We start from the raw sequence: 23,083 nt of genomic DNA on the forward strand, positions 1-23,083 counted from the left end.
GCGCGCTTGCGGCCATTGGCAAAACCCCGGCGCTCATGCTACCCCTAGTGGCATGAACGCCGAGGCCCCCAACATACGCCCGCAGCGCCGTCCGATTCGGCAGCTGGACGACGCCGCCGCGAACCGCATCGCGGCGGGCGAGGTCGTCGAGCGTCCGGCTTCCGCAATCAAGGAATTGATCGAGAACGCGCTCGACGCAGGCGCGACCCGGATCGCCATCGACTATGCCGACGGCGGCAAGCGCCTGTTGCGCGTCACCGACGACGGCCACGGCATCCCCGAGGCGGAACTGCCGCTGGCCCTGTCGCGCCACGCCACCTCCAAGATCGATGGCTCGGACCTGCTCGACATCCACAGTTTCGGCTTCCGGGGCGAGGCGCTGCCCTCGCTGGGCGCGGTCGGGCGACTGACGATCACCAGCCGCGCCGAGGGGGCCGACAGCGCCTTCGAGATCGCCGTCGATTGCGGCAAGCCCGAGCCCGTTCGCCCCGCGGCGCTGCGCCGGGGCACGGTGGTCGAGCTGCGCGACCTGTTCCGCGCGACTCCCGCCCGGCTCAAGTTCCTGCGCACCGACCGGGCCGAGGCGCAGGCCATCGGCGAGACGGTCCGCCGGCTGGCCCTTGCCGCGCCGCAGGTCGGCTTCACCCTGACCGACCATTCCGGCGACAAGCCGCGCGAGATTTTTCGCGCCGATCCCGCTACTGGCCCCGATGCGCTCGAGCATCGCGCGCGCGAAGTCCTCGGCAGCGATTTCGTCAAAAACGCCATCCCTATCGACGCGGAACGCGAGGGACTGCGCCTGACCGGCGTTGCCGCGCTGCCGACCTATTCGCGCGGCGCCGCGGTGGCGTGCCATCTGTTCGTGAATAATCGCCCGGTCCGAGACAAGCTGCTGACCGGCGCACTGCGTGCGGCTTATTACGATCTGCTGCCGCGCGACCGCCACCCGGCGGCGGCGCTGTTCATCACCTGCGACCCGCATTCGGTGGACGTGAACGTGCACCCCGCCAAGGCCGAGGTGCGGTTCCGCGATCCAGGCGTCGCGCGGGGCCTGATCGTCTCGGGGCTGCGCCACGCTTTGGCCGGGGCGGGGCACCGGACCGCGACGACGATATCCGACGCCACGCTGGGGGCATTCCAGGCCCCGACCGCCCCCGGCGCGCCGGTCTACCAGATGGACCGCCCCCGGCGCGAGGCACTGGGCGCAGCCACCGCATGGCAGGCCCCCCAGCCCGCGCCCGAGGGTTTTGCCGAAGCGTCTGCCTGGACCTCTGCCCGGATCGACCCGCAGCCCGAAGCCGAGCCGGAACAGCTCACCGCCCGCCCGCTCGGCGCGGCCCGTGCGCAGATCCACGAGACCTTCATCCTGTCGCAGACCGACGAAGGCGTGATCCTGGTCGACGCCCATGCCGCCCACGAGCGGCTGGTCTATGAAAAGCTGAAGGCCCGTCTGCGCGAGAACGGCGTCGCCCGGCAGGCCCTGCTGGTCCCCGAGATCGTCGAGCTGGACCACAACGACCGCGAACGCCTGCTGGCCGAGGCCGAGGCACTGGAACAGGCCGGACTTGTCATCGAACCCTTCGGCCCCGGCGCGCTTGCAGTGCGCGAGACGCCCGCGATCCTGGGCACCGTCGCCGCCGAGCCGCTGCTGCGCGACCTTGCCGACGAACTGGCCGACCTCGGCACCGCCGCAACGCTTGAGGCCCGGCTCGACGCGGTGCTGTCGCGCATGGCCTGTCACGGCTCGGTGCGTTCGGGCCGCCGGATGAACGCCGACGAGATGAACGCGCTGCTGCGCGAAATGGAGGCGACGCCGCATTCCGGCCAGTGCAACCACGGCCGCCCGACCTGGGTCGCGCTGTCTCTGGCTGACCTGGAAAAACTTTTCGGCCGCCGCTGATGGAGCCTTACCTGGCGCAACTCCATGCCGCGGGCCCGCTGGCCTGGACGGTGGTGGGCGCGGTCCTGCTGGTGCTGATCTTGCTGCTCATGTCGGTGCGCGCCGCCAACCGCGCTGCCCGCGCCGCCGGGCCGGTGGCTCAGCAGGTCGCTCAACTCGGCCGAACGGTGCAGGATCTCGGCGCGGGGCAGCAGCGGCTGGCGGGCGGGCTGTCCCAGGTCTCCGAAGCACAGGCCCGCGCGCAGCTGTCGACACTGGAAACGCTCGAGCGGCGGCTCGAGGAGGTGCAACGCCAGATGGCCGACAGCCTGCACGGCTCGACCGTGCGCACCACACGCTCGCTGACCGAGTTGCAGGAGCGACTGGCGACCATCGACAAGGCGCAGGCCAACATCGAGCGGCTGTCGGGCGACGTGCTGTCGCTTCAGGACATCCTCGCGAACAAGCAGACCCGTGGCGCGTTCGGGGAAATCCAGCTCAAGGGTATCGTCGAGGCCGCGCTGCCCGCGGGGGCCTACACGTTCCAGGCGCAGATGACGAACGGCCGCCGCGCCGACTGCCTGATCCACATGCCGCACCCGCCGGGACCGATCTGCATCGACGCCAAGTTCCCGCTGGAAAGCTACGAAGCACTGATGGCCGCGGCCACCGAGGGGGAAAAGACCGCCGCCGCCCGCGCCTTCCGGACGGCGGTGCGCACCCACATCCGCCACATCGCCGAGCGCTACGTCCTGGAAGGGGAGACCGCCGACGGCGCGCTGATGTTTCTGCCTTCCGAGGCCGTCTACGCCGAACTGCACGCCCGTTTCGGCGACGTCGTGCGCGAAGGGTTCGCGGCGCGCGTCTGGATCGTCTCGCCCACCACCTGCATGGCCACGCTGAACACGCTGCGCGCGGTGCTGCGCGATGCTCGTATGCGGGACGAGGCGGGGCGCATCCGCCGCGAATTGGGGCTTCTCGCCCGCGACGTCGACCGGCTGGGCCAGCGCGCGGCGAACCTCGACAGGCACTTCGCGCAAGTGACCCGCGACGTGGCCGAGATCCGGCTGTCCGCAGACAAGGCCGGGACGCGGGCGCGCAAGCTCGAGGACATGGATTTCGATGGCGGTGAGGACCTGTCCGCCGACGCGGGCGCCTTGCCCGAGATGCTGCGTTCCGAATCCTAGAGCGGCGCAAGCCGGGCTGAAGCCCGGCTTACGCAGCTTCGGTCAATCGCCCAGTGCGACGCCCTCGCGGCGGGGATCGGCGGCACCGATCAGACCGCCCTCGGTCAGCTGGATCGCGTGCAGACCCGAGTTCAGGTTCGCCACGTTCACCTCGTGCCCCAGCGCCCCGAGCGCATCGGCCAGATCCGCGGCCGGAGTACCTTCCTCCAGGTCCGTCGCGCCGTTCCGGTTCACCACATGGCCCGCGTTGATCGCCTCCTGCGGGTCCATCCCGAAGTCGAGGATCCGCACGAGGTTCGCGGCGACATAGTTGATGATCCGCGATCCGCCGGGCGAGCCGATCAGCAGCACCGGCTCGCCGTCTTTCAGCACGACCGTCGGCGCCATGGACGAGCGGGGCCGCTTGCCGCCCTCGACCCGGTTGGCGATCGGCTTGCCGTCGGCCTCGGGCGCGCGGGAAAAGTCGGTCAGCTCGTTGTTCAGCAGGAACCCGTTCGTCATCACGCGGCTGCCGAAGCCGGTCTCGATGGTAGTGGTCATCGAGATCATGTCGCCGTGGCTGTCGACGATCACGAAATGCGAGGTGCCGTGGCGCTCGGGCTGGGTGTCCGGTGCCCAGAGGCTGCCTTCCTTCCAAGGCGGCTCGCCTGCCTCGGCCTTCTCCATCGCCGTCTCGGCATTGATCAGCGACGAACGATCCGCCAGGTAATCCGGGTCCAGCAGCCCCTCGGGCATGTCCACGTAATCGGCGTCGGCCATGTAGAGCCCCCGGTCCGCATAGGCCAGTTTCGCCGCCTCGGCATAGAGGTGCCAGGCCTCGGGGCTGTCGCCCATCGCGGGTAGGTCGTAGGGCTCCAGCATCATCAGAATCTGTCCGACAGTCAGTCCGCCGCTGGTTGGCGGGCCCATGCCGCAGACCTCGTAGCTGCGATACTCGACGCAGACCGGATCGCGCTGCTTCACCTCATATTCGGCGAGGTCCTGCAGGGTCAGGATGCCGGCATTCGTCTCGGTCTTCACCGCAGCGACGATGTCGCCCGCGATGGCGCCGTGATAGAACGGATTCGACCCCTCGGCCGCGATCAGGCGCAGCGTCCGCGCGAAGGCAGGGTTCTTGAGCAGCGTTCCCGCCTTCTTCGGGCTGCCGTCAGGACGGAAGAAATAGCCCCGCGTCGCGGGGAAATCCGCAAGACTGCGCTCCATCGCACCCTCTATCGAGTCCGCCATGCGGGGCGAGATAGCGAAGCCCGCCTCGGCGCGGTCGATGGTGGGTTGCAACAAGTCCGCCCAAGGCGTGCGCCCGTGGCTGTCGTGAAGGTCCTCGAGCAGCTTCAGCGTGCCGGGCACGCCGACAGAGCGCCCGCCGACCAGCGCCTCCCAGAACCCGATGGGCTCGCCGTCCTCGCCCAGCCAGTATTCGGGCGTGGCGTCGAGCGGGGCGCGCTCGCGGCCGTCCAGCGTGGTCAACTCCCCCGCCGAGGCGTCCCAGTAGAGCGCGAACGCCCCGCCGCCGATGCCCGAGCTTTGCGGTTCGACGAGGTTCAGCATGAACTGCACCGCAACCGCCGCATCGGCAGCCGAACCGCCTGCGGCCAGCACCGCGCGGCCGGCCTCGGCGGCCAGCGGGTTGGCGGCGGCGACCATGTAGTCCTGCGCCGCGACCGAAGTGTTCTGCGCAACGCTGAAGGTTTCCTCGGGCTGCGCAGCTTCCTGTGCGAACGCAGGCGCGGTCAGCGCGGTGGCGGCGAGCAATGAAAGAAGGCGTGTATGACGCAAGACGAATCCCCCCTGTTCGTGTTCTGCGCGGTCAGCCTAGCCGCATCGCCGCCACGGCGCGACACTCAGAGCCGGGAAAGTTCCTCGGCCATCAGGTCGAACACCAGCCGCACCCGGCGCGAGGTGTTCAACTCGCGATGCGCGGTCAGCCACAGCTGAAAGACCATTGGCGGCAAGTCCGGCATGACCTGCACCAGCAACGGATCGCGCTGCGCGACGCTGTCGGGGAACATGCCGATCCCTAGGCCCCGTTTCGCCAGTTCCCACTGTACCAGGTGGTTGCCGGTCAGCAGGCGGATGTTGCGCGGGGTCAGGCTCAGGCCCAGGCGCTCGTTGACGCCGTGCAGGAACTGCCCGTCCGCGTCGAAGCCGATGAATTCGGCGCGGGTCAGGTCCTCGGCCGTTTCCAGCGGTCCGATCCGATCGAGGTAGTCCTGCGTCGCGTAGAGCCGTGCGGTATCTTCGCCCAGTTTCCGCGCCACGAGATCGGGTTGCGTCGGGCGAAAACTACGCAGGGCGATGTCGGCCTCGCGCCGCCTCAGGTCGATGGCCGCGTTCGAGGCGACGATCTCAACCGCGATGCCGGGGGCCTGCGTCCGCAGCTTCGCGACGATCGGCGGCAGCAGGTGGGCCGAGTAGATCTCGCTCGCCGTGACGCAGATCGTCCCCTCGATGCTGGTCGCCTGCCCGCTGGCGGCCAGTGAGACGCGGCTGGCGGCGCTGCCCATCTGGCGGACATGTTCCAGCAGGTCCAGCCCGCTAGGAGTCAGCGTCAGCCCCCGCCCGGTGCGTTCGAACAGGACGACGCCCAATTCCTCTTCCAGCGCGCTGACCTGCCGGCCCAGTGTCGGCTGCGCCATGCCCAACGCGCGGGCGGCGGCGGACAGCGAACCTTCTTCGGCCACCACCAGGAACGCGCGGGCGCGGTTCCAATCGAATTTCACAGAACGCCAATCCATGCGTTTTTGCATATCAGAGGTGCGAATTCAGTCAATTCCGCATGGGGCAAGATGGGCCTATTTCCTTTCCCAGCGAAACGCAATGAATGAGGTCACGCGATGAAAGCGGCATGGCACGACAGATATGGCTCGGCGGATGTGCTGAGCATCCGCGAGATCGACCGCCCCGAGATCGGCGAGGACGAGGTCCTGATGAAGGTCCATGCGGCAGCGGTGACGACGGCCGACTGGCGTCTGCGCGCCTCGGCCTTTCCGGCGGCGTTCTGGCTGCCCGGGCGGCTGGCCTTCGGGCTGTTCCGCCCCAAGGCGAAAGTGCTGGGCGCGGGCTTCTCGGGCACCGTCGTGGCAACCGGCTCGGCGGTCACGAAGCTAGACAAGGGGCAGGCGGTGTTCGGGTTCTCGGACTCCGGCGCGCACGCGGAATTCCTGGCGATGGGGCAGGATGGCCCCGTGCTGCCGCGCCCGGCCGGTCTTGAGCATGACCAGGCGGCGGCGGTGCCTTTCGGCGCACTTTCGGCACTGGTCTTCCTGCGCGACATGGCGAAGCTGCAACCGGGCGAGAAGGTTCTGATCGCGGGCGCTACCGGGGACGTCGGCGTCTGGGCGGTGCAACTGGCCCGCCACATGGGCGCGGAGGTGACTGCGCTGGCAAGCGAGGCAAAGCACGCGCTGGTCCGCGAACTGGGCGCGCATCACGTCATCGACTACCGCCGCGAGGATTTTACGCGGCAGGCGACACGCTACGACGTGATCCTCGATACCGTCGGGGCCAAGCGCTTCCGGCGCGCCCGCCGGGCGCTCACCCCCAAAGGCCGCTGGGTGGCGCTGGAGTTCGGCCTGCGCGAGGTGCTTCAGGCGCTCTGGACCGGTCTCACCGGCGGCCGGCGCGTGGTGATCGGCGTCTCGGGCGACACGCAAGCGGACCTGGGCGTACTTTCGGACCTGCTCCAGGCCGGGACGATCCGCCCGGTTATTGACGGTCTCTACCCTCTAGAGCAGGTCGCCGAGGCGCACCGACGGGTCGAGAGCCGCCGCAAGACCGGTGCGGTGGTGCTAAGTATCGCCACGGAAGATCAGCAGGAGCTGGCGGCGGAGTGATCCGCCGCCGCATCAGTCGTGCCCGTGGATCAGCTCGGGCACATCTTCGGAACCGGCGCGGCCCCGGCCCGACAGCGACGGGTTCTCCATGAAGAACCGGTGGCAGCTAAACAGCCGATCGCCCTCGCGGTCGCGGCTCCATTTGCCGTCCGGGCCGAGAATCCAGCTCTGCGCTTCATCAGCGAGGTTGGCGGCCATGACCTGCCGCAGGATCTGCGCGTGCACAGTGGGGTTGGTGATCGGAACCAGGGTCTCGACCCGTCGGTTCAGGTTGCGGCCCATCCAGTCGGCCGAGCTGATGTAGACCTTCGCCTCATCCGAGGGCAGGCCCGCGCCGTTGCCGAAACAGGCGATGCGGGAGTGTTCGAGAAAGCGGCCAACGATGGACTTCACGCGGATCGTCTCGGACAGACCCTCGACGCCCGGGCGCAGGCCGCAGATGCCGCGCACGACAAGGTCGATCTCCACCCCGGCCTGGCTGGCCTTGTAGAGCGCATCAATCACGTCCGGTTCGATGAGCGCGTTCATCTTCGCCCAGACCGCGGCGGGTCGGCCGGCACGGGCGTGCTCGGCCTCGGCCTCGAGGTTCTCAATCAACGTCTGCTTCAGTGTGTGCGGCGAGATCGCCAGCGCCTCCAGATCGTCGGGGCGGACATAGCCCGAGACGTAGTTGAAGACCTTGGTCGCGTCGCGCCCCAGCGTCGCATCGCAGGTAAAAAGGCTGAGGTCGGTGTAGAATTTCGCGGTGATCGGGTGGTAGTTGCCGGTCCCGAAATGGGTGTAGGTGACGAGGTTTTCGCCTTCCCGCCGCACCACGGTCGAGATCTTGGCGTGTGTCTTCCAGTCGGTGAACCCATATACCACCTGCGCGCCGGCCCGCTCCAACATCCGGCTCTGGCGGATGTTGGCGGCTTCATCGAACCGCGCCTTCAACTCGACCAGCGCGGTGACCGACTTGCCGCTTTCGGCGGCCTCGCAGAGCGCTGCGACGATGGGGCTGTCGGACGAGGTGCGATAGAGCGTCTGCTTGATCGCCAACACGTCCGGGTCCAGCGCCGCCTGCTGCAGGAAGCGCACGACCATGTCGAAGGTCTCGTAGGGGTGATGCAGCAACATGTCCTTCTGGCGGATCGCCGAGAACATGTCGCCGTCGTGGTCCTGCACCCGCTCGGGCGTACGCGGGGTGAAATGCGGCCACAGCAGATCCGGGCGGTCGCTGGTCACCAGTTCCGAGAGCGAGGCGATGCCGATGATCCCGGCGATCTCGATCACCTCGGACTCCGAGACGTGCATCTCCGAGAGGATCTTCTCGCGCAGGTCCTCTGGGGCATTTGCCGAGATCTTCAGCCGGATCACCTCGCCCCGGCGGCGGCGCTTGAGCGCGGTCTCGAATTCGCGGACCAGGTCCTCAGCCTCTTCCTCGACCTCGATATCGCTGTCGCGCAGCACTCGGAAGGTGCACCGCCCGACGACCTCGTAGCCGGGGAAGAGCTTGCCCAGGAATACCTCCAGGTAGTCCTCGAGCAGCAGGTAGCGGGCTTCGCCGTTGGGCCCCCGGTCGAGCGGGGTGAAGCGCGGTACCTGCGCGGGGATTGGCAGCAGCGCATCCAGCGGCTGGCCGTCGCGGGCGCGCTTGAGTTGTAGCGCCAGCGCGAAGCCGGTGTTCTGGATGAACGGAAAAGGGTGCGCGGGGTCGATCGCCAGCGGCGTCAGGATCGGGAAGACCTTGGCCATGAAATGGCTGTCGAGCGCCTCGCGGTCGGCGCGGGTCAGCTCGTTCGGGGCCAGAATGTGAATGCCCGTCTCGCGCAGTTCCTGCGAGAGCGCCTGCCAGCAGTCGGCTTGCCGGGTCATCAGCCCGCGCGCCTCGATGTCGATGCGCTCCAGCTGCTCGGCCGGCGTCAGCCCGTCGTCGCTGGGCCGCGAGACGCCCTCTCGCACCATGCCACGCAGACCGGCGACGCGGACCGAGTAGAATTCGTCCAGGTTCGATCCCGAGATCGACAGGAAGCGCACCCGCTCGAGCAGCGGGACGGAGGTATTCTCGGCTTCTTCCAGAACCCGCCAATTGAATTCCAGCCAGCTGAGCTCGCGGTTGAAGAAGCGCGCGGGCGCGGTGGGGTCAAAGCCGGCGAGAGAAACCGGCTCGGGCCGCATGGCGGTCAGGAAATCGGCGTTGGTCATGGCTGCCTTCTAGATCGGATGGGCGTCGGTTTCATGACCTGAAGCGTCCGGTTGCGCAAGCTTTCCCGGCGTCGCACCTGGGGGCGCCGCCGGAGCCTCCGGCGGGGATATTTAGGGGAACGTGGAAGGCGGGCGCTTGTGTCAGCCGCCGTTCTGAGCCCGCAGGTGGTAGGGCGGGCGCAGCGCGTCCTTGCCGCCCTTCACCTCGACGACACCTCCCTTGCCGCCGCCTTCGGCCCGGCCCGAGACATTGCAGGCCGACAGAAGCGCCGCAGCGCAGAGCAGCGCGGCGACGCGGGCGCGTTCTCCGGTTCGGGTCATCCCCGGTCCTCCCTCGTCAGGGCGCCCCCTTGGATGCGCCCGGTTGCTAGTGCGCGGCGGCCCAGTTCGGGCCAGTGCCCGCGTCCACGGTCAGCGGCACCGACAGCGCGACCGCCGGATCGGCGGCGCCCTCCATCACTTCGCGGACCACGCCGATGACCTCGTCCGCCTTGTCCTCGGCGACCTCGAAAAGAAGCTCGTCGTGGACCTGCAGCAGCATTTTCGCGGGCAGGCCTTCGATCGCCTGCGGCACCCGGATCATCGCGCGGCGGATCACGTCGGCGGCCGTGCCCTGGATCGGCGCGTTGATCGCCGCGCGCTGGGCGAAACCGGCCTTGGGGCCACGCGCGCCGATTTCCGGCGTGTGGATGCGACGGCCGAAGAGCGTCTGGACGTAGCCGTGGTCCTTCGCGAAGGCGACGGTCTCGTCCATGTACTCGCGGATGCCGGGGAAGCGCTCGAAATAGCGGTCGATGAATTCCTTCGCCTTATCCCTCGGGATCCGCAGGTTGTTCGACAGGCCGAAGGCCGAGATGCCATAGATCACGCCGAAGTTGATCGCCTTGGCCTGGCGGCGGACCATCGGGTCCATGCCCTCTATCGGAACGCCGAACATTTCGGACGCGGTCATCGCGTGAATGTCGAGCCCGTCCTTGAACGCCTGCCGCAGGCTGTCGATGCCGGCGATATGGGCGAGGATCCGCAGCTCGATCTGGCTGTAGTCGAGGCTGACCAGGACGTTGCCCGGCTCTGCCACGAAGGCCTCGCGGATGCGGCGGCCTTCCTCGGTCCGGACGGGGATGTTCTGCAGGTTCGGATCGGTCGAGGCCAGCCGCCCGGTGTTCGCCCCGGCAATGGAATAGCTGGTGTGCACGCGGCCGTTTTCCGGGTGGATATGCTCCTGCAGCGCGTCGGTATAGGTCGACTTCAGCTTCGACAGCTGCCGCCAGTCCAGCACCCGCGCGGGCAGGTCATGCCCCTGCGCCGCCAGCGTCTCGAGCACGTCCGCGCCGGTGGCGTAGGCGCCGGTCTTGCCTTTCTTGCCGCCCTCGAGGCTCATCTCGTCGAACAGGATCTCGCCCAGCTGCTTGGGGGAGCCGACGTTGAACGACCGGCCGGCAAGCTCGTGGATCTCGGCCTCGAGGCCCGCCATCTTTTGTGCGAAGGCGTTGGACATGCGGCTCAGGTGATCGCGGTCCACCTTGACGCCATAACGCTCCATCTGCGCCAGCACCGGGACCAGCGGACGCTCCAGCGTCTCGTAGACGGTGGTGACCTTGCTGGCGGGCAGCTTCGGCGCGAACAGTCGCCACAGGCGCAGGGTGATGTCGGCGTCTTCGGCGGCATAGCCGGTGGCGTCCTCGATCGGCACCCGGTCGAAGGTGATCTGGCTCTTGCCCGAACCGAGCAGCGACTTGATCGGCACCGGCGTGTGGCCGAGGTATTTTTCTGACAGGTAGTCCATGCCGTGCCCGTGCAGGCCGCCATGTGCGGCATAGGACATCAGCATCGTGTCCGCGATCGGCGCGACCGTCACCCCGTAGCGGGCGAAGATCTTCATGTCGTACTTCATGTTCTGGCCGATCTTGAGGATCGCGTCGTCCTCTAGCACCGGGCGCAGCAGTTCGAGCGCGCGGTCGACGCCGATCTGCTTTTCGGCCAGTTCCAGATTGCCCAGCAGGTCGCCAGAGCCGTTCACATGCGCCAAGGGGACATAGCAGGCATGACCGGGATCGACGCAGAGGCAGATACCCACCAGGTCGGCGCGCATCTCGTCAAGGCCGGTGGTCTCGGTATCGACGGCGACATACCCGCGCTCGCGGATCCGGTCGATCCAGGGCTGCAGCGCTGCCTCGTCGCGGACGCAATCATAGTTCTCGCCGAAGGGCAGCGAGAGCGCCGGATCCGGCCCTTCGTCGCCGGGCGCGGCGGCGGCAGGTTCGGGCAGGGCAGGAGCCTCGGCACCCAGCTTTTCGGCGACGCGCTTGGTGAGGGTGCGGAACTCCATCGACGTCAGGAACCCCAGCAAGTCGTCGGCGACCGGCTCCTTTACCTCCAGCGCCTCGAGCGGCTCGAGGTCCGGGGTATTCTCGTCCAGCAGCACCAGCTGCCGCGACAGTCGGATCTGTTCGGCATTGTCGATCAGGGTCTGGCGGCGCTTGGGCTGCTTGATCTCTTCGGCGCGTTCCAGCAACGACTCCAGGTCGCCGTATTCGTTGATCAGCAGGGCGGCGGTCTTGATGCCGATGCCGGGCGCGCCGGGAACGTTGTCGACCGAATCCCCGGCCAGCGCCTGAACGTCGACCACGCGGTCGGGACCGACGCCGAACTTGGCCTCGACCTCCTCGATGCCGATGCGGGAGTTCTTCATCGCGTCGAACATCTCGACGCCGCCGCCGACCAGCTGCATCAGGTCCTTGTCGGAACTCACGATGGTCACGCGGCCGCCGGCCTCGCGCGCCTGGCGGGCATAGGTGGCGATGATGTCGTCGGCCTCGTAGCCTTCCTTCTCGATGCAGGCGATGTTGAAGGCGCGGGTGGCGTCGCGGGTCAGCGGGATCTGCGGGCGCAGATCCTCGGGCATCTCGTCGCGGTTCGCCTTGTACTGGTCGTAGAGGTCGTTGCGAAACGTGTGGCTGCCCTTGTCGAAGATCACCGCCACATGGGTCGGCGCGTCGGGGCCGTTGTTGTCCTCGACCATCTTGAAGATCATGTTGCAGAAGCCCGCGACCGCCCCGATGGGCAGCCCGTCGGACTTGCGCGACAATGGCGGCAGCGCGTGAAAGGCCCGGAAGATGAACGCCGAGCCGTCGATCAGGTGCAGGTGGCAGCCCTTGCCGAATCCTGCCGGGACATCGCCGCTCATTTGAGGGCTTCGGTGTCCGCCGGGCCGCCCTTCAGAATGAAGCGCTTGTCGCAGTAGCCGCATTCGACAAAGCCGGTGACCGGGTCGATCGAATGCCATACGCGGGGATGGCCCAGACCCGGGCCGCCGTCGCAGGCGACTCGGCTGGTGGTGACGATCTCGACCTCGGGCGGCTCGGCCTTGATGCCGTCGGTCGGGGCGTCGTTGGCGGGGTTCTCGACGGGAAGCGTCTTCATCGGCTCATTCCTGATCGCAATGTAGGTCCGGCGCGGGGGTGCGCTCGCTCGGACGGCATGATAACGGACGGTCGGGCCGCGGCAAGGCCCGCCCGAGCAATACCCCGCGAGGACCCCATGCAACAGACCGCGATCGAACTCAATGGCCTCCGCAAGACATACGGCGGCAGCGGGAAATCCGCGCCGAAGGAAGCGCTGAAGGGCATCGATCTGGAGATTCCCGCCGGCTCGATCTTCGGGCTTCTGGGGCCGAACGGCGCGGGCAAGTCGACGACGATCAACATCATGGCCGGTCTGGTGACCAAGACCAGCGGCACGGTCAAGATCTGGGGCTTCGATCAGGACGTGAACCCGCGGCAGTCGCGGGCCAGCATTGGGGTCGTCCCGCAAGAGCTTAACATGGACCCTTTCTTCACGCCTCGCGCGGCGCTGGAGGTGCAGGCCGGGCTCTACGGCGTGCCTAAGTCGGAACGCCGCACGGACGAGATCCTCGACAAGGTCGGGCTTCTCGACAAGGCCGAAGCCTATGCGCGGACACTTTCGGGGGGCATGCGCCGCCGTCTGCTGATCGCCAAGGCGCTGGTGCATCGCCCGCCGGTTCTGGTGCTGGACGAGCCGACCGCGGGCGTCGACATCGCGCTGCGCCAAATGCTTTGGAACTATGTCCGCGAGCTGAACGAGGCGGGAACGACGATCATCCTGACGACGCACTACCTCGAAGAGGCGCAGGAAATGTGCGACCGGATCGCGATCATCGACCAGGGCGAGGTCGTCGCTTGCGACGAGACCGTGAACCTTCTGGCGCGGCTCGACGCGAAATCGCTGGTCATCACGCCCGAGGGCGAGGTTGGCGAATTGCCCGCCGTGCCCGAGGGCGTCGAGGCCGTCCGTCGCCCCGACGGTGCGCTGGTGCTGAACTACCGCCGCTCTGTCACCGGGGCCGAGGCGCTGCTCGACGCGGTGCGCGCGGCCGGGATCCGGATTCGCGACGTGGCGACCGAAGAGCCTGACCTCGAGGACGTGTTCGTCTCGCTGACCGGGGGCGACAACGAAGCGGCATAGGTCTGTGAGGTTCGGCAACGTTCGGTGCGTGCCGTTGTGCTAACCTGACCCCACGATGAAATCGGCTGATGGGGGTTGGCATGACGGCATCGAAGAAAAATCGGGCGACCGACGTGAAGGGCCCGAACCCGCTGCGGTTCCGCTACAAGAAGGACCTGGCCGAGGCTGAAGAGCCCCTGGTCCACATCTATCACCACGGCGCGGTCTGCGAGACCGAAACCCGCGGCCATGCCGAGCCCGGCGGCCGCTCTCCGCTGGAGCTGGTGGTCGACGCGACCGAGGGGTTCATCCCGCTCTGGGGCGCGGGCGTTACCCTGCGCTGGCGGTTCCGCCCTACCTCGATGGCGCTGTTCCGTGACCCTGAGGCGGCGAAGGCGGTGTTGCGCACATGGTTCGGCGAGGGGCTGCTGCTCTGGGGCGACGCGGTGCCTGTCCGCTTCCAGGAAGCCGAGGAGAACTGGGATTTCGAAATTGCTGTCAGCCCGCAGGCAAACTGCTCGCCCGTCGGCTGCACGCTCGCGCGGGCCTTCTTCCCCGACGCGGGCCAGCACGACCTGATGCTCTACCCGACGCTGTTCGAGCAGACCGAGGACGAGATCGTCGAGACCATGGCCCACGAGCTTGGCCATGTCTTCGGCCTGCGCCATTTCTTCGCGCAGATCACCGAGGAGCGCTGGCGCAGCGAGATCTTCGGCGAGCACTCCCCGTTCTCGATCATGAACTATGGCGAAGACAGCCGGATGACCGACGCGGACCGCGCGGACCTGAAGACGCTCTATCACATGGTCTGGTCGGGGCAGCTGGCGGACATCAACGGCACGCCGGTGCGCCAGATGCGGCCTTTCAGCGAGGCCGGGCGTTGCGATCCGTCAGTCGCGCCGGTCGCGATAGCGGCACGGGCCGCGACGGTCATGGCCTGACCGCCGCGGTCCGCGACAGGGCTATTGCCCGATCTTAACCTTGCGCGGCTCTGCCTTGGCCTCGGGCTTCTTGGGCATGGTCACGACCAGCACGCCCTTGTCGAACTTCGCGTCGATCTTCTCGACGTCCACCCGCTCGGGGATCGGCATGACGCGCTGGAAGGACCCGTAGCTGCGCTCGGAGTACTGCACCTCGTCCCGGGTCTCGTCCTTCTCGGACTTCTTCTCGCCCCTGAGGATCAATCGTCCGTCACGCAGTTCGATATCCACGTCCTCCTCGGCGAGGCCGGGCAGTTCGGCGGTCAGCGTGATCGCATCGCCGTTCTCGGTCACGTCGATCGCGGGCGAGACCACGCCCTGCGGCAGCGAGGGCGCAAGCGGGTGGCTCCCACGACCGAAGAAATTCTCGAATAGCCCGTCGAACTCCCGCCGGAAGGCGTCCAGACCGCCGGTGGACCACAGCGACGGCAGATCGGATTTCTGTTCGCTCATCTTATCCTCCGTAAACCCGTGTCCGCCCTCAGGCGGGCACGGGCGGGAGAATCGCACGGGACCGGGTCGCGTGCCTTGATCGGCGTCAAGAATTGCCGCTCAGCCCTCGGGCTGGAGCATCTTGCCAAGCGGACGACCGCCAAGAACATGCACGTGCATATGCGGCACTTCCTGCAGCCCGTGCTCCCCGGCGTTGCTGATAAGCCGGTGCCCATCGCCGTTCACGCCGGCCTCGTCGCAGATCCGCGCCAGCGCGCGGTGGAAATCGACGATCTCGGCGTCGGAGGCATTCGCCGCGAAATCCGCATAGGTCACGTAGCTGCCCTTCGGGATCACCAGAACGTGCACCGGAGCCTGCGGAGCGATATCCTCGAAGGCCAGCGTGTGTTCGGTCTCCAGCACGGTCTTGTTGGGGATCTCGCCGCGCAGGATCTTGGCGAAGATGTTCTGGTCGTCATAGGCGGTCATGGCTGGCTTCCTTTCAGATCAGGCCCTGGTCGGCGAAAAGGCGCTGCAGGTCGGCCTCTGGCCGGGCGCCCATGTGGCTGATGACCTCGGCGGCGGCGACCACGCCCATGCGGCCGCACAGCTCCAGCGGCGCGCCCGTGGCGTAGCCATAGAGGAACCCGGCGGCGAACTGGTCGCCCGCGCCGGTGGCGTCCACCGGAACGACCTTGTTGACCGGCACCTCGACCTGCTCGTCGCCGCGGATCAGCACCACCGGATCCCCCGAGCGGGTGCAGACGACCATCTCGCAATCGGCGCGGGCATGGGCCAGCGCGTTCTCGAGATCCTCGGTCTGGTAAAGCGACTGCCACTCGTGCTGGTTGCCGATCACGTAGTCCATCTCGTCGCGCACCAACGCCTTGAAATCGTCCCGGTGCCGGTCGACGCAGAACGGGTCGCTCAGCGCGATGCCCGCCTTGCCGCCGGTCGCCCGGCAGGCCTGCGCCGCCGCCTGGAAGGCCCGCTTGCCCTTCGGTTTGTCGTATAGATAGCCCTCGAGGAACAGGATCGCCGAGGAAGCGACGTCCGACGCGGGCACGTCATCCTCGCCCACTTCCGCGCTGATGCCGAGATAGGTGTTCATCGAGCGCTCGCCGTCCGGCGTCACGAAGATCATCGAGCGCGAAGTCGGCAGCGGATCGCCCGCGACCGGCGGGTTCAGGAAGCTGGTCCCGTCCTCTTCCATCTCCGAGGCATAGAACCGCCCCAGCGCGTCGTCGCGGACGCGGCCGATGAACCCCGTGTTCAGCCCGAGGTTGCCGAGGCCTGCAAGCGTATTCGCAACCGATCCCCCCGCGATCTGCGAGCGATCCTCCATCGAGCCGTACAGCGTCTCGGCGCGGGCCTTCTCGACCAGCTGCATGATGCCCTTCTCGATCCCCATGAGGTCGAGGAAACTGTCATCGGCATGGGCGAGGACATCGACGATGGCGTTGCCGATACCGACGACGTGGAAGCGTTTGGTCACAGGTTCTTCTCCTCGAAGCGGCAGTATTCACGAATGATGCAGGCGGCGCAGGCGGGCTTGCGCGCCTTGCAGGTATAACGGCCGTGCAGGATCATCCAATGGTGCGCGTGCTGCTGGTAGCGGACCGGGATCTGGTCCTCGATCGCGCGCTCGACGGCGATCACGTCCTTGCCGGGGGCAATGCCGGTGCGGTTGGCGACGCGGAAGATGTGCGTGTCCACCGCCTGCGCGGGGAACTTGAACCACATGTTCAGAACAACGTTCGCGGTCTTGCGTCCGACGCCCGGCAGGGATTGCAATGCAGCGCGGGACGAAGGCACTTCGCCGCCAAACTCGTCGATCAGCCGCTGGCTCAATGCGATGACATTCTTGGCCTTGTTGCGGAACAGGCCGATGGTCTTGATGTACTCGGTGACGCCCTCGACCCCCAGCGCCAGCATCTTCTCGGGCGTGTCGGCGACCGGGAACAGCTTGCGGGTGGCAAGGTTCACACCCTTGTCGGTCGCCTGCGCGGACAGCGCCACGGCGACCAGCAGCGTGAAGGCGTTGGTATGCTCGAGCTCGCCCTTGGGCTCAGGCTCCGCCGCGTGGAAACGGGCGAAGATCTGCTCGATGTCGGAATAGGGAAGTTGCGCGGCCATGGCCAAAGCCTTTGGCACAGCCGCGCGAACGCTTCAACTCAGATGCACACCACGTCGAGCGGCGGGAAGCCGTTGAAGCCGATGCTGGCATAGGTCGTCGTGTACGCGCCCGCGCAGAGGATGCGGACGCGGTCGCCGGCGGCCAGGGCCTCGGGCAGCTGGATCGGGCGCTGCTCGTACAGCACGTCCGCGCTGTCGCAGCTCGGGCCGGCCAGCACGCAGGGGCCGGTCTCGCCGCCGTCGGCGGTGGTCTCGATCTGGTAGCGGATCGCCTCGTCCATGGTCTCGGCCAGGCCCGAGAACTTGCCGATGTCCAGGTACACCCAGCGCGCGATGTCGTCGGGGCGCTTGCGGCTGACCAGAAGCACCTCGGCGGCGATCACGCCGGCATCGGCGGCCACCGAGCGGCCGGGCTCGGCCATCAGGTAGGGCACAGGGCCGAACAGTTCGTCGACCAGCGCGCGGACACCGGCGCCATAGGGCGTGGGTGCGTCGATAGCGTCGCCGTAATAGGCCGGGAAGCCGCCACCGACGTTCAGCACCTGCATGTCGAACCCGTCGGCCACGAGGCCGTGCCACAGCTCGGCCGCTTGCTCCAGCACCGGGCGCCACATGGCGGCGCGGCGGGTCTGAGAGCCGACGTGGAAGCTGATGCCGACAGGGCGCAGCCCAAGAGCGCGGGCATAGTGGAACAGCGCCGGGATCTGGGCCGCAGGCGCGCCGAACTTGCGGCTCAGCGGCCAGTCGGCTTCGCTCGCCTCGACCAGCAGGCGCAGGTAGACCTTCGCGCCGGGGGCGTAGGCGGCGATCTTCTCCAGCTCGGCCTCGGCATCGGCGGCGAACATCTCGATACCCTGGGCATGGGCCCAGGCGATGTCCGAGGTCCGCTTGACGGTGTTGCCGAACGAGACATGCTGGGGCTTCGCGCCCTCAGCGAGGCAGAGTGCGATCTCGGCGCGCGAGGCGGCGTCGAAACGGCAGCCTTCCTCGGCCAGGCGGGCGATCAGCACCGGCTCGGGGTTCGCTTTCACCGCGTAGTGGATGTGCGCCCGGCTTTTCGCGGTAGCGAGGCCGGTTTCCAGGTCGCGGAAGTTCTGCACCGCGCGCTCGATGTCCAGCACCAGCGTGGGGCGCTCGAAGACATGCGTGTCGAGGTAGGCGGCAATGCGCGCCGGAGCGGCCGAGCCGCGGAACGAGGGTGCAATGGATTGGGCGGCGTCGAATGACGCGCGGTCAGCAGCGATCATGGCTTCCCCATAAAATCCCGGATTCTCAGGCCCGGACGGATCCCACAAGGACGCGGATGACACTGCGTGACCCATGTCTCCGGGCAGCGAGCGCACTTTGCGTCTGAAAGCCCACATGCAGCCTTTCGGCGGAAAGTACAAATGCAAACGGCGCATGGCAGCCATGCGTTTTGGGCGCAGCTGCAGATGCCGCAGGATTCGGGTGGGCAAGGCGCGGTCCGGGCGGTTTACTGGACTTCTATCCAGAGGGCCGCACGCCATGAACGACCAGATCCAGACCGACCCCTACCACTACGCCGTGATCGGCCGTGCCATCGAGCATATCGGCGAGACAGTGGCCGAGCAGCCCACCCTCGACGAGGTTGCCCGCGCCGTCGGTCTGTCCCCTGCGCATTTTCAACGGGTGTTCAGCCAGTGGGCCGGGGTCAGCCCGAAGCGCTATCAGCAATACCTGACGCTGGACCACGCCAAGCGTCTGCTGGCCGAGCGGCACAGCGTGCTCGATGCAGCGCATGGTGCGGGCCTGTCCGGTTCGGGTCGGCTGCATGACCTGTTCCTGCGCTGGGAGGCGATGACCCCGGGCGACTATGCCCGCGCCGGGGAAGGTCAGACGATCCGCTGGGCCTGGGTCCCCAGTCCCTTCGGCGAGGCCCTGGTCATGGCTACCGACCGCGGCATCTGCGGGCTTGCCTTCACCGCCGAGGCGGGCCGTGAGGAGGCGATGCGCGACATGCGCGCCCGTTGGCCCAAGGCCGACTATGTCGAGGATCCCGCCGCCATCACGCCGCAAGCCGACGCCGTGTTCGGCGGCCGGGGCGAAGCGCGGCTGCACCTGATCGGCGCGCCGTTCCAGATCAAGGTCTGGGAGGCGCTGCTGCAGGTCCCGATGGGGCAGGTCACCACCTATTCCGACATCGCCCGCTTGGTCGGCGCGCCCCGCGCGCAGCGCGCGGTGGGCACGGCGGTGGGCCGCAACCCGATCAGCTTCCTGATCCCCTGCCACCGGGCGCTGCGCAAGTCCGGCGGGCTTGGCGGCTATCACTGGGGCCTCGGCGTCAAGCGCGCGCTGCTGGCCTGGGAGGGCGCGCGGGCCGACGCGCTCGACCCGCTGCCGGCGCCCGATGCACCGCCGCTACTGGCAAGTGCGGGTCACGCCGGCTGAAAGGATCCGCAAGAAACCGCCTATGGAAGCAACTCCCCGTGACCCCGGGTGCTAGGTGCTTGCGTGCCGTGCCATATGACGCTCAATCACAACGTCCGGCCAATCCGGCTCATCGAGCACACGAGGACCAAAATGACCATCGTCAAGCTTCCCCTCGCCCTGACCGCCACCGCGGCACTTGGGCTTGCCGCCTGTACCAATCCCGACGGCACCACCGACAACACCAGCACCGGTGTTCTGGCCGGCGCGACGCTCGGTGCGCTCGCCGGCGGCCTGATCGGTGACGACGCCAAGGGCGCGGCCATCGGCGGCATCGCCGGTGCGGCGGTTGGCGCCGGCGTCGGCGCGCTGCTCGACCGCCAGCAGCGCGAGCTGCAGCAGGACCTCGCAGGTTCCGGCGCCAAGATCATCAACACCGGCAGCCAGCTGATCGTGTCGCTGCCCGAGGCGATCACCTTCGACGTCGACAGCACCGTGGTGAAACCGAACTCGGTTAGCAATATCGCGGCTATCGCGCGGAACCTGCAGGACTACCCGAACTCGACCGTTCAGGTGATCGGCCACACCGACAACACCGGCTCGGCCTCGTACAACCAGGACCTGTCGGTGCGCCGCGCCTCCGCCGTGGCCAACGTGCTGTTCTCGAACGGTGTGCGCCAGAACCGCGTCCGGATCATCGGCCAGGGCCAGACCCAGCCGATCGCCAGCAACAATACTGTCGACGGCCGCGCGCAGAACCGCCGCGTCGAGATCGTGATCACGCCGACCGCCTGATCCTTCTCCGACGGAGCATTCCCGAAACCCCGGTGCCAGCGGCGCCGGGTTTTTTTTCATGGCCGAAGGGCAGGGCGCAGGGCTGGCCGCGGATGCCTCCGGCGGGGATATTTGGGGAAATGGAAGGCGGGCGACAGATGCGGCCCGGCGTCCTCCGGGCAGCAATGAAAAAGGGGGCCGCGAGGGCCCCCGATTTCCGAACCGGTGAGGATCGTCCGCGTCAGTGCAGCTTGCCGCGGATGTTCTCGATCGCCGTGTCGACCAGCGCGTTGGCGCGGGCCGGGTCCATCTTCTGGGCGATGACCTGGGCCGCGGCGGCGGTCGCAACGTTCACCGCGCGCTCGCGCACTTCGCGGACCGCGGCTTCCTCGGCCGAGGCGATCTGCTCGGTCGCGGCCTTCAGGCGGCGCTCGATCGAGGCTTCAAGGTCCTTGCGGGCCTCTTTCGCGGCGGCCTCGGCCTCGGTCTTGGCCGAGGAGACGATGCCGGCGGCCTGAGTTGCGACCTCTTTCTTGCGCTTCTCGAACTCGGCCAGCACCTGCTGCGCTTCCTCGCGCAGGGCACGGGCGTCGTCCAGTTCCTTGCGGATCGTCGCGGCGCGGGCATCCAGCGCCGAGGTCAGCTTGCCCGGCACCTTGAACCACAGAAGGACAGCGACGAAGAGCAGGAAGCCCAGCAGCACCACGAAGTCGGTGTTGTTGAGGCTGAAGAAGGGGCCGGTGGCCCCGGGCAGCAGCATCAGCATGGGCTCAGCCTTTCATCTCTGCGTCGACGGCGGCCTTGACGGCGGCGTCGTCGGCAACGTCGGGCATGATCGCCGAGACGATGGCGGCGCCGACTTCGGCCGCGACCTGCTCGACGTTCTGCGTCGCGCTTTCGCGGATCTCGTCGATGCGCTTCTCGGACTCGGCGGTACGCGCCGCGATCTCGGCATCGGCCTTGGCGGTCGCCGCATCGAGTTCCTTCTGGATCTCGGCGCGGGTTTCGGCCGCGATCTTCTGCGCGTCGGAGCGAGCCTCGGCCAGGGCCTTGTTATAGGCCTCTTCCGCTTCGGCAGCCTGGGTGCGCAGCTCGGCCGCGGCTTCCAGGTCCGAGGACACGACCTGGTCGCGGTCCTCGATCGCACCGCGGATCTGAGGGATCGCGACACGGTTGATGATGAAATACAGCGCGACCAGGCTCACAACCAGCCAGAAGATCTGGTTGGGGAAGGTCGAGAAGTCGAGTTGCGGCATGCCGGCCGAGGATTCAGCCGCGTGCGCCGCGTCGGTGGGTTCTGCCATGTTCGGGCTCCTTGGCTGCGCCGCACCCTGGGATCAGGGCGCGCAAGGCGCGGGCGGGCACGCTGGCGCCCCCGCCCGGTTCGTCCGTGCTCAGACGGCGAACATCAGCAGCAGCGCGACCAGGAACGAGAAGATGCCCAGCGCTTCGGCGAACGCGATGCCGATGAACAGCGTGGCGGTCTGCTCGCCCGCAGCCGAGGGGTTGCGCAGCGCGCCGGCCAGGAAGTTGCCGGCCACGTGGCCCACACCGATGGCGGCGGTACCCGAACCGATGGCGGCCAGACCGGCGCCGATTGCGGTGCCCATTTCAGCGATGTTGCCTTCCATGAGGTGTCTCCTTTTGATGGAATGACGGAATTAGTGCGACGGATGCAGCGCGTCCCGGAGGTACACGCAGGTCAGGATCGTGAACACGTAGGCCTGGATGACGGCCACCAGCAGCTCCAGCCCGTAGATCGCGGTGATCGCGAAGATCGGCAGGATGGCGCCAAGGCCCAGCGCGCCGGCAAAGCCCGCGAACACCTTGAGCACGGCGTGGCCGGCCATCAGGTTGCCCGCAAGACGGATGGAGTGGCTGACCGGGCGCACGAAGTACGAGATCAGCTCGATGATCGCCAGGATCGGGCGCAGCGCCAGCGGCGCGCTCGAGACCCAGAACAGGCCCAGGAAGCCGGTGCCGTGCTTGATGAAGCCGATCGCGGTCACGCTGATGAACACCGCCAGCGCCAGCACTGCCGTCACGGCGAAGTGCGAGGTGACCGAGAAGCTCATCGGGATCAGCGCCAGCAGGTTGGCGAACAGGATGAAGGTGAACAGCGTCAGGATGTAGGGGAAGTACTGCACGGCGTCCTTGCCGGCGACATCCTCGACCATCTTGCGGGTGAAACCGTAGGTCAGCTCGGCCATGCTCTGCCCGCGGGTCGGGATCAGCGCGCGGCCACGGGCGCCGACGACCAGCAGCAGGGTGACGGCGGCGATGGTGATCGCCATCCACAGCGTGACGTTGGTGATCGAGTACCAGTGCACGGTGTCACCGAAAAGCGGGGCCACCTCGAACTGATCCATCGGGTGAATGTTGAAGCCGCTGCCGCCTTCGCCGTGTTCTGCCACCGGATCCGCCATGTCTCACTCCGTATCGTCGGGCGTCTTGCCCGGATCAGCCTTGCCGGGGCCGCGGCCCCGTTGCACTTCTTCCGCCGAGCGCATCATCGTGCGGACCCCGGCGGCAAATCCCAGTAGGGCGAAGATCATCAGGAAGATCGGCAGTGTCCCGAACAGGTAGTCGAGCCCGTAGCCGATCAGGCAGCCCAGCCCCATGCCGATCACAAGCTCGAGCACCATCCGCCAGGCAAGGCTGGTGGCCTCGTACTTGCTCGACCCCGAAGGTTTCGGTTCGCGCGCCTTGTGGGCCTGCGCGATCCGGTCTTCCAGCTGCTTGAGCCGGTCCCGGGGAGAATGATCGGCCATGAACTGGACCTGGATCCTGAGCGATTTCGCCCGCCTCAGGACGCAAAACGCCCCT

The 23,083-nt window shown here is 67.6% G+C and carries 23 protein-coding genes; 7 read left to right on the forward strand and 16 right to left on the reverse strand.

Translation table 11 applies throughout. The features are described from left to right. The first annotated feature begins 52 nt into the window (after positions 1-52). Positions 53-1,900 carry a DNA mismatch repair endonuclease MutL gene (gene mutL / locus ACW9UR_RS00360; RefSeq protein WP_458914899.1) on the forward strand — a complete coding sequence of 616 codons (1,848 nt, stop codon included), beginning with the start codon at positions 53-55 and terminating at the stop codon, positions 1,898-1,900. Continuing rightward, entirely contained in the window at positions 1,900-3,066 is a 1,167-nt protein-coding gene (locus ACW9UR_RS00365) for a DNA recombination protein RmuC (RefSeq protein ID WP_458914900.1), read from the forward strand. Before mutL ends, ACW9UR_RS00365 begins: the two co-directional genes overlap by 1 nt. Positions 3,067-3,108: 42 nt before the next feature. Here the strand turns inward: ACW9UR_RS00365 and ggt are convergent, their stop codons facing one another. Beyond that, entirely contained in the window at positions 3,109-4,842 is a 1,734-nt protein-coding gene (gene ggt, locus ACW9UR_RS00370; RefSeq protein ID WP_458914901.1) for a gamma-glutamyltransferase, read from the reverse strand. 65 nt (positions 4,843-4,907) lie between these two features. Next, entirely contained in the window at positions 4,908-5,801 is an 894-nt protein-coding gene (locus tag ACW9UR_RS00375) for a LysR family transcriptional regulator (protein WP_458914902.1), read from the reverse strand. 99 nt (positions 5,802-5,900) lie between these two features. On the opposite strand from ACW9UR_RS00375, the gene ACW9UR_RS00380 reads away from it, so the two are divergent. Continuing rightward, positions 5,901-6,899 (forward strand): NAD(P)-dependent alcohol dehydrogenase, encoded by a 999-nt coding sequence (locus ACW9UR_RS00380; protein WP_458914903.1) that lies wholly within the window; start codon positions 5,901-5,903, stop codon positions 6,897-6,899. Positions 6,900-6,911: 12 nt separating this feature from the next. On the opposite strand, the gene ACW9UR_RS00385 is transcribed toward ACW9UR_RS00380, so the two are convergent. From ACW9UR_RS00385 to ACW9UR_RS00400, 4 genes are all read right to left on the reverse strand, one after another. Continuing rightward, the gene (locus ACW9UR_RS00385) at positions 6,912-9,083 is read right to left on the reverse strand and encodes an RNA degradosome polyphosphate kinase (RefSeq protein WP_458914904.1); all 2,172 of its coding nucleotides are present in this window, start codon (positions 9,081-9,083) and stop codon (positions 6,912-6,914) included. Positions 9,084-9,224: 141 nt separating this feature from the next. Further along, positions 9,225-9,404, reverse strand: a complete 180-nt coding sequence (locus ACW9UR_RS00390) for a hypothetical protein (protein ID WP_458914905.1) — start codon at positions 9,402-9,404, stop codon at positions 9,225-9,227. Between the two features lie 46 nt (positions 9,405-9,450). Further along, the gene (gene polA, locus ACW9UR_RS00395; RefSeq protein WP_458914906.1) at positions 9,451-12,270 is read right to left on the reverse strand and encodes a DNA polymerase I; all 2,820 of its coding nucleotides are present in this window, start codon (positions 12,268-12,270) and stop codon (positions 9,451-9,453) included. After that, a complete protein-coding gene (locus ACW9UR_RS00400) occupies positions 12,267-12,455 on the reverse strand; it encodes a zinc-finger domain-containing protein (RefSeq protein ID WP_458914937.1) in 189 nt (62 codons plus the stop codon). The genes polA and ACW9UR_RS00400 overlap by 4 nt, the downstream gene beginning before the upstream one ends. 168 nt (positions 12,456-12,623) lie before the next feature. Between ACW9UR_RS00400 and ACW9UR_RS00405 the strand changes: the two genes are divergently transcribed. Both ACW9UR_RS00405 and ACW9UR_RS00410 read left to right on the forward strand, forming a co-directional pair. After that, positions 12,624-13,568: an ABC transporter ATP-binding protein gene (locus tag ACW9UR_RS00405; protein WP_458914907.1), complete on the forward strand. Its 945-nt coding sequence runs from the start codon at positions 12,624-12,626 to the stop codon at positions 13,566-13,568. An 80-nt stretch (positions 13,569-13,648) separates the two neighbouring features. After that, positions 13,649-14,488 carry a reprolysin-like metallopeptidase gene (locus ACW9UR_RS00410; protein ID WP_458914908.1) on the forward strand — a complete coding sequence of 280 codons (840 nt, stop codon included), beginning with the start codon at positions 13,649-13,651 and terminating at the stop codon, positions 14,486-14,488. A gap of 21 nt (positions 14,489-14,509) precedes the next feature. Here ACW9UR_RS00410 and ACW9UR_RS00415 read toward each other — a convergent pair whose 3' ends face one another. From ACW9UR_RS00415 to ACW9UR_RS00435, 5 genes are all read right to left on the reverse strand, one after another. Continuing rightward, on the reverse strand, positions 14,510-14,980 hold the full coding sequence (locus ACW9UR_RS00415; RefSeq protein WP_458914909.1) for an Hsp20/alpha crystallin family protein: 471 nt from the start codon (positions 14,978-14,980) through the stop codon (positions 14,510-14,512). 99 nt (positions 14,981-15,079) lie between these two features. Next, entirely contained in the window at positions 15,080-15,448 is a 369-nt protein-coding gene (locus ACW9UR_RS00420; RefSeq protein ID WP_458914910.1) for a histidine triad nucleotide-binding protein, read from the reverse strand. A 13-nt stretch (positions 15,449-15,461) separates the two neighbouring features. Further along, on the reverse strand, positions 15,462-16,454 hold the full coding sequence (locus tag ACW9UR_RS00425) for an adenosine kinase (RefSeq protein ID WP_458914911.1): 993 nt from the start codon (positions 16,452-16,454) through the stop codon (positions 15,462-15,464). Further along, complete coding sequence (gene nth, locus ACW9UR_RS00430) at positions 16,451-17,095, reverse strand: endonuclease III (RefSeq protein ID WP_458914912.1); 645 nt, start codon at positions 17,093-17,095, stop codon at positions 16,451-16,453. Before nth ends, ACW9UR_RS00425 begins: the two co-directional genes overlap by 4 nt. 38 nt (positions 17,096-17,133) lie before the next feature. Next, positions 17,134-18,342 carry a type III PLP-dependent enzyme gene (locus ACW9UR_RS00435; RefSeq protein ID WP_458914913.1) on the reverse strand — a complete coding sequence of 403 codons (1,209 nt, stop codon included), beginning with the start codon at positions 18,340-18,342 and terminating at the stop codon, positions 17,134-17,136. A 259-nt stretch (positions 18,343-18,601) separates the two neighbouring features. Between ACW9UR_RS00435 and ACW9UR_RS00440 the strand changes: the two genes are divergently transcribed. Then, the gene (locus tag ACW9UR_RS00440) at positions 18,602-19,504 is read left to right on the forward strand and encodes a methylated-DNA--[protein]-cysteine S-methyltransferase (protein ID WP_458914914.1); all 903 of its coding nucleotides are present in this window, start codon (positions 18,602-18,604) and stop codon (positions 19,502-19,504) included. A 132-nt stretch (positions 19,505-19,636) separates the two neighbouring features. Further along, positions 19,637-20,278, forward strand: a complete 642-nt coding sequence (locus ACW9UR_RS00445) for an OmpA family protein (RefSeq protein WP_458914915.1) — start codon at positions 19,637-19,639, stop codon at positions 20,276-20,278. A gap of 220 nt (positions 20,279-20,498) precedes the next feature. Here the strand turns inward: ACW9UR_RS00445 and ACW9UR_RS00450 are convergent, their stop codons facing one another. From ACW9UR_RS00450 to ACW9UR_RS00470, 5 genes are all read right to left on the reverse strand, one after another. Continuing rightward, complete coding sequence (locus tag ACW9UR_RS00450) at positions 20,499-21,023, reverse strand: F0F1 ATP synthase subunit B family protein (protein WP_458914916.1); 525 nt, start codon at positions 21,021-21,023, stop codon at positions 20,499-20,501. A 4-nt stretch (positions 21,024-21,027) separates the two neighbouring features. Further along, the gene (locus ACW9UR_RS00455; RefSeq protein WP_458914917.1) at positions 21,028-21,561 is read right to left on the reverse strand and encodes a F0F1 ATP synthase subunit B'; all 534 of its coding nucleotides are present in this window, start codon (positions 21,559-21,561) and stop codon (positions 21,028-21,030) included. A gap of 90 nt (positions 21,562-21,651) precedes the next feature. Beyond that, a complete protein-coding gene (locus tag ACW9UR_RS00460) occupies positions 21,652-21,888 on the reverse strand; it encodes a F0F1 ATP synthase subunit C (RefSeq protein ID WP_458914918.1) in 237 nt (78 codons plus the stop codon). A 30-nt stretch (positions 21,889-21,918) separates the two neighbouring features. Beyond that, entirely contained in the window at positions 21,919-22,683 is a 765-nt protein-coding gene (locus ACW9UR_RS00465) for a F0F1 ATP synthase subunit A (RefSeq protein WP_458914919.1), read from the reverse strand. Positions 22,684-22,686: 3 nt separating this feature from the next. Continuing rightward, a complete protein-coding gene (locus ACW9UR_RS00470; protein ID WP_458914920.1) occupies positions 22,687-23,028 on the reverse strand; it encodes an AtpZ/AtpI family protein in 342 nt (113 codons plus the stop codon). Positions 23,029-23,083: the final 55 nt, after the last annotated feature.

This window comes from Halovulum sp. GXIMD14794, assembly GCF_054457455.1.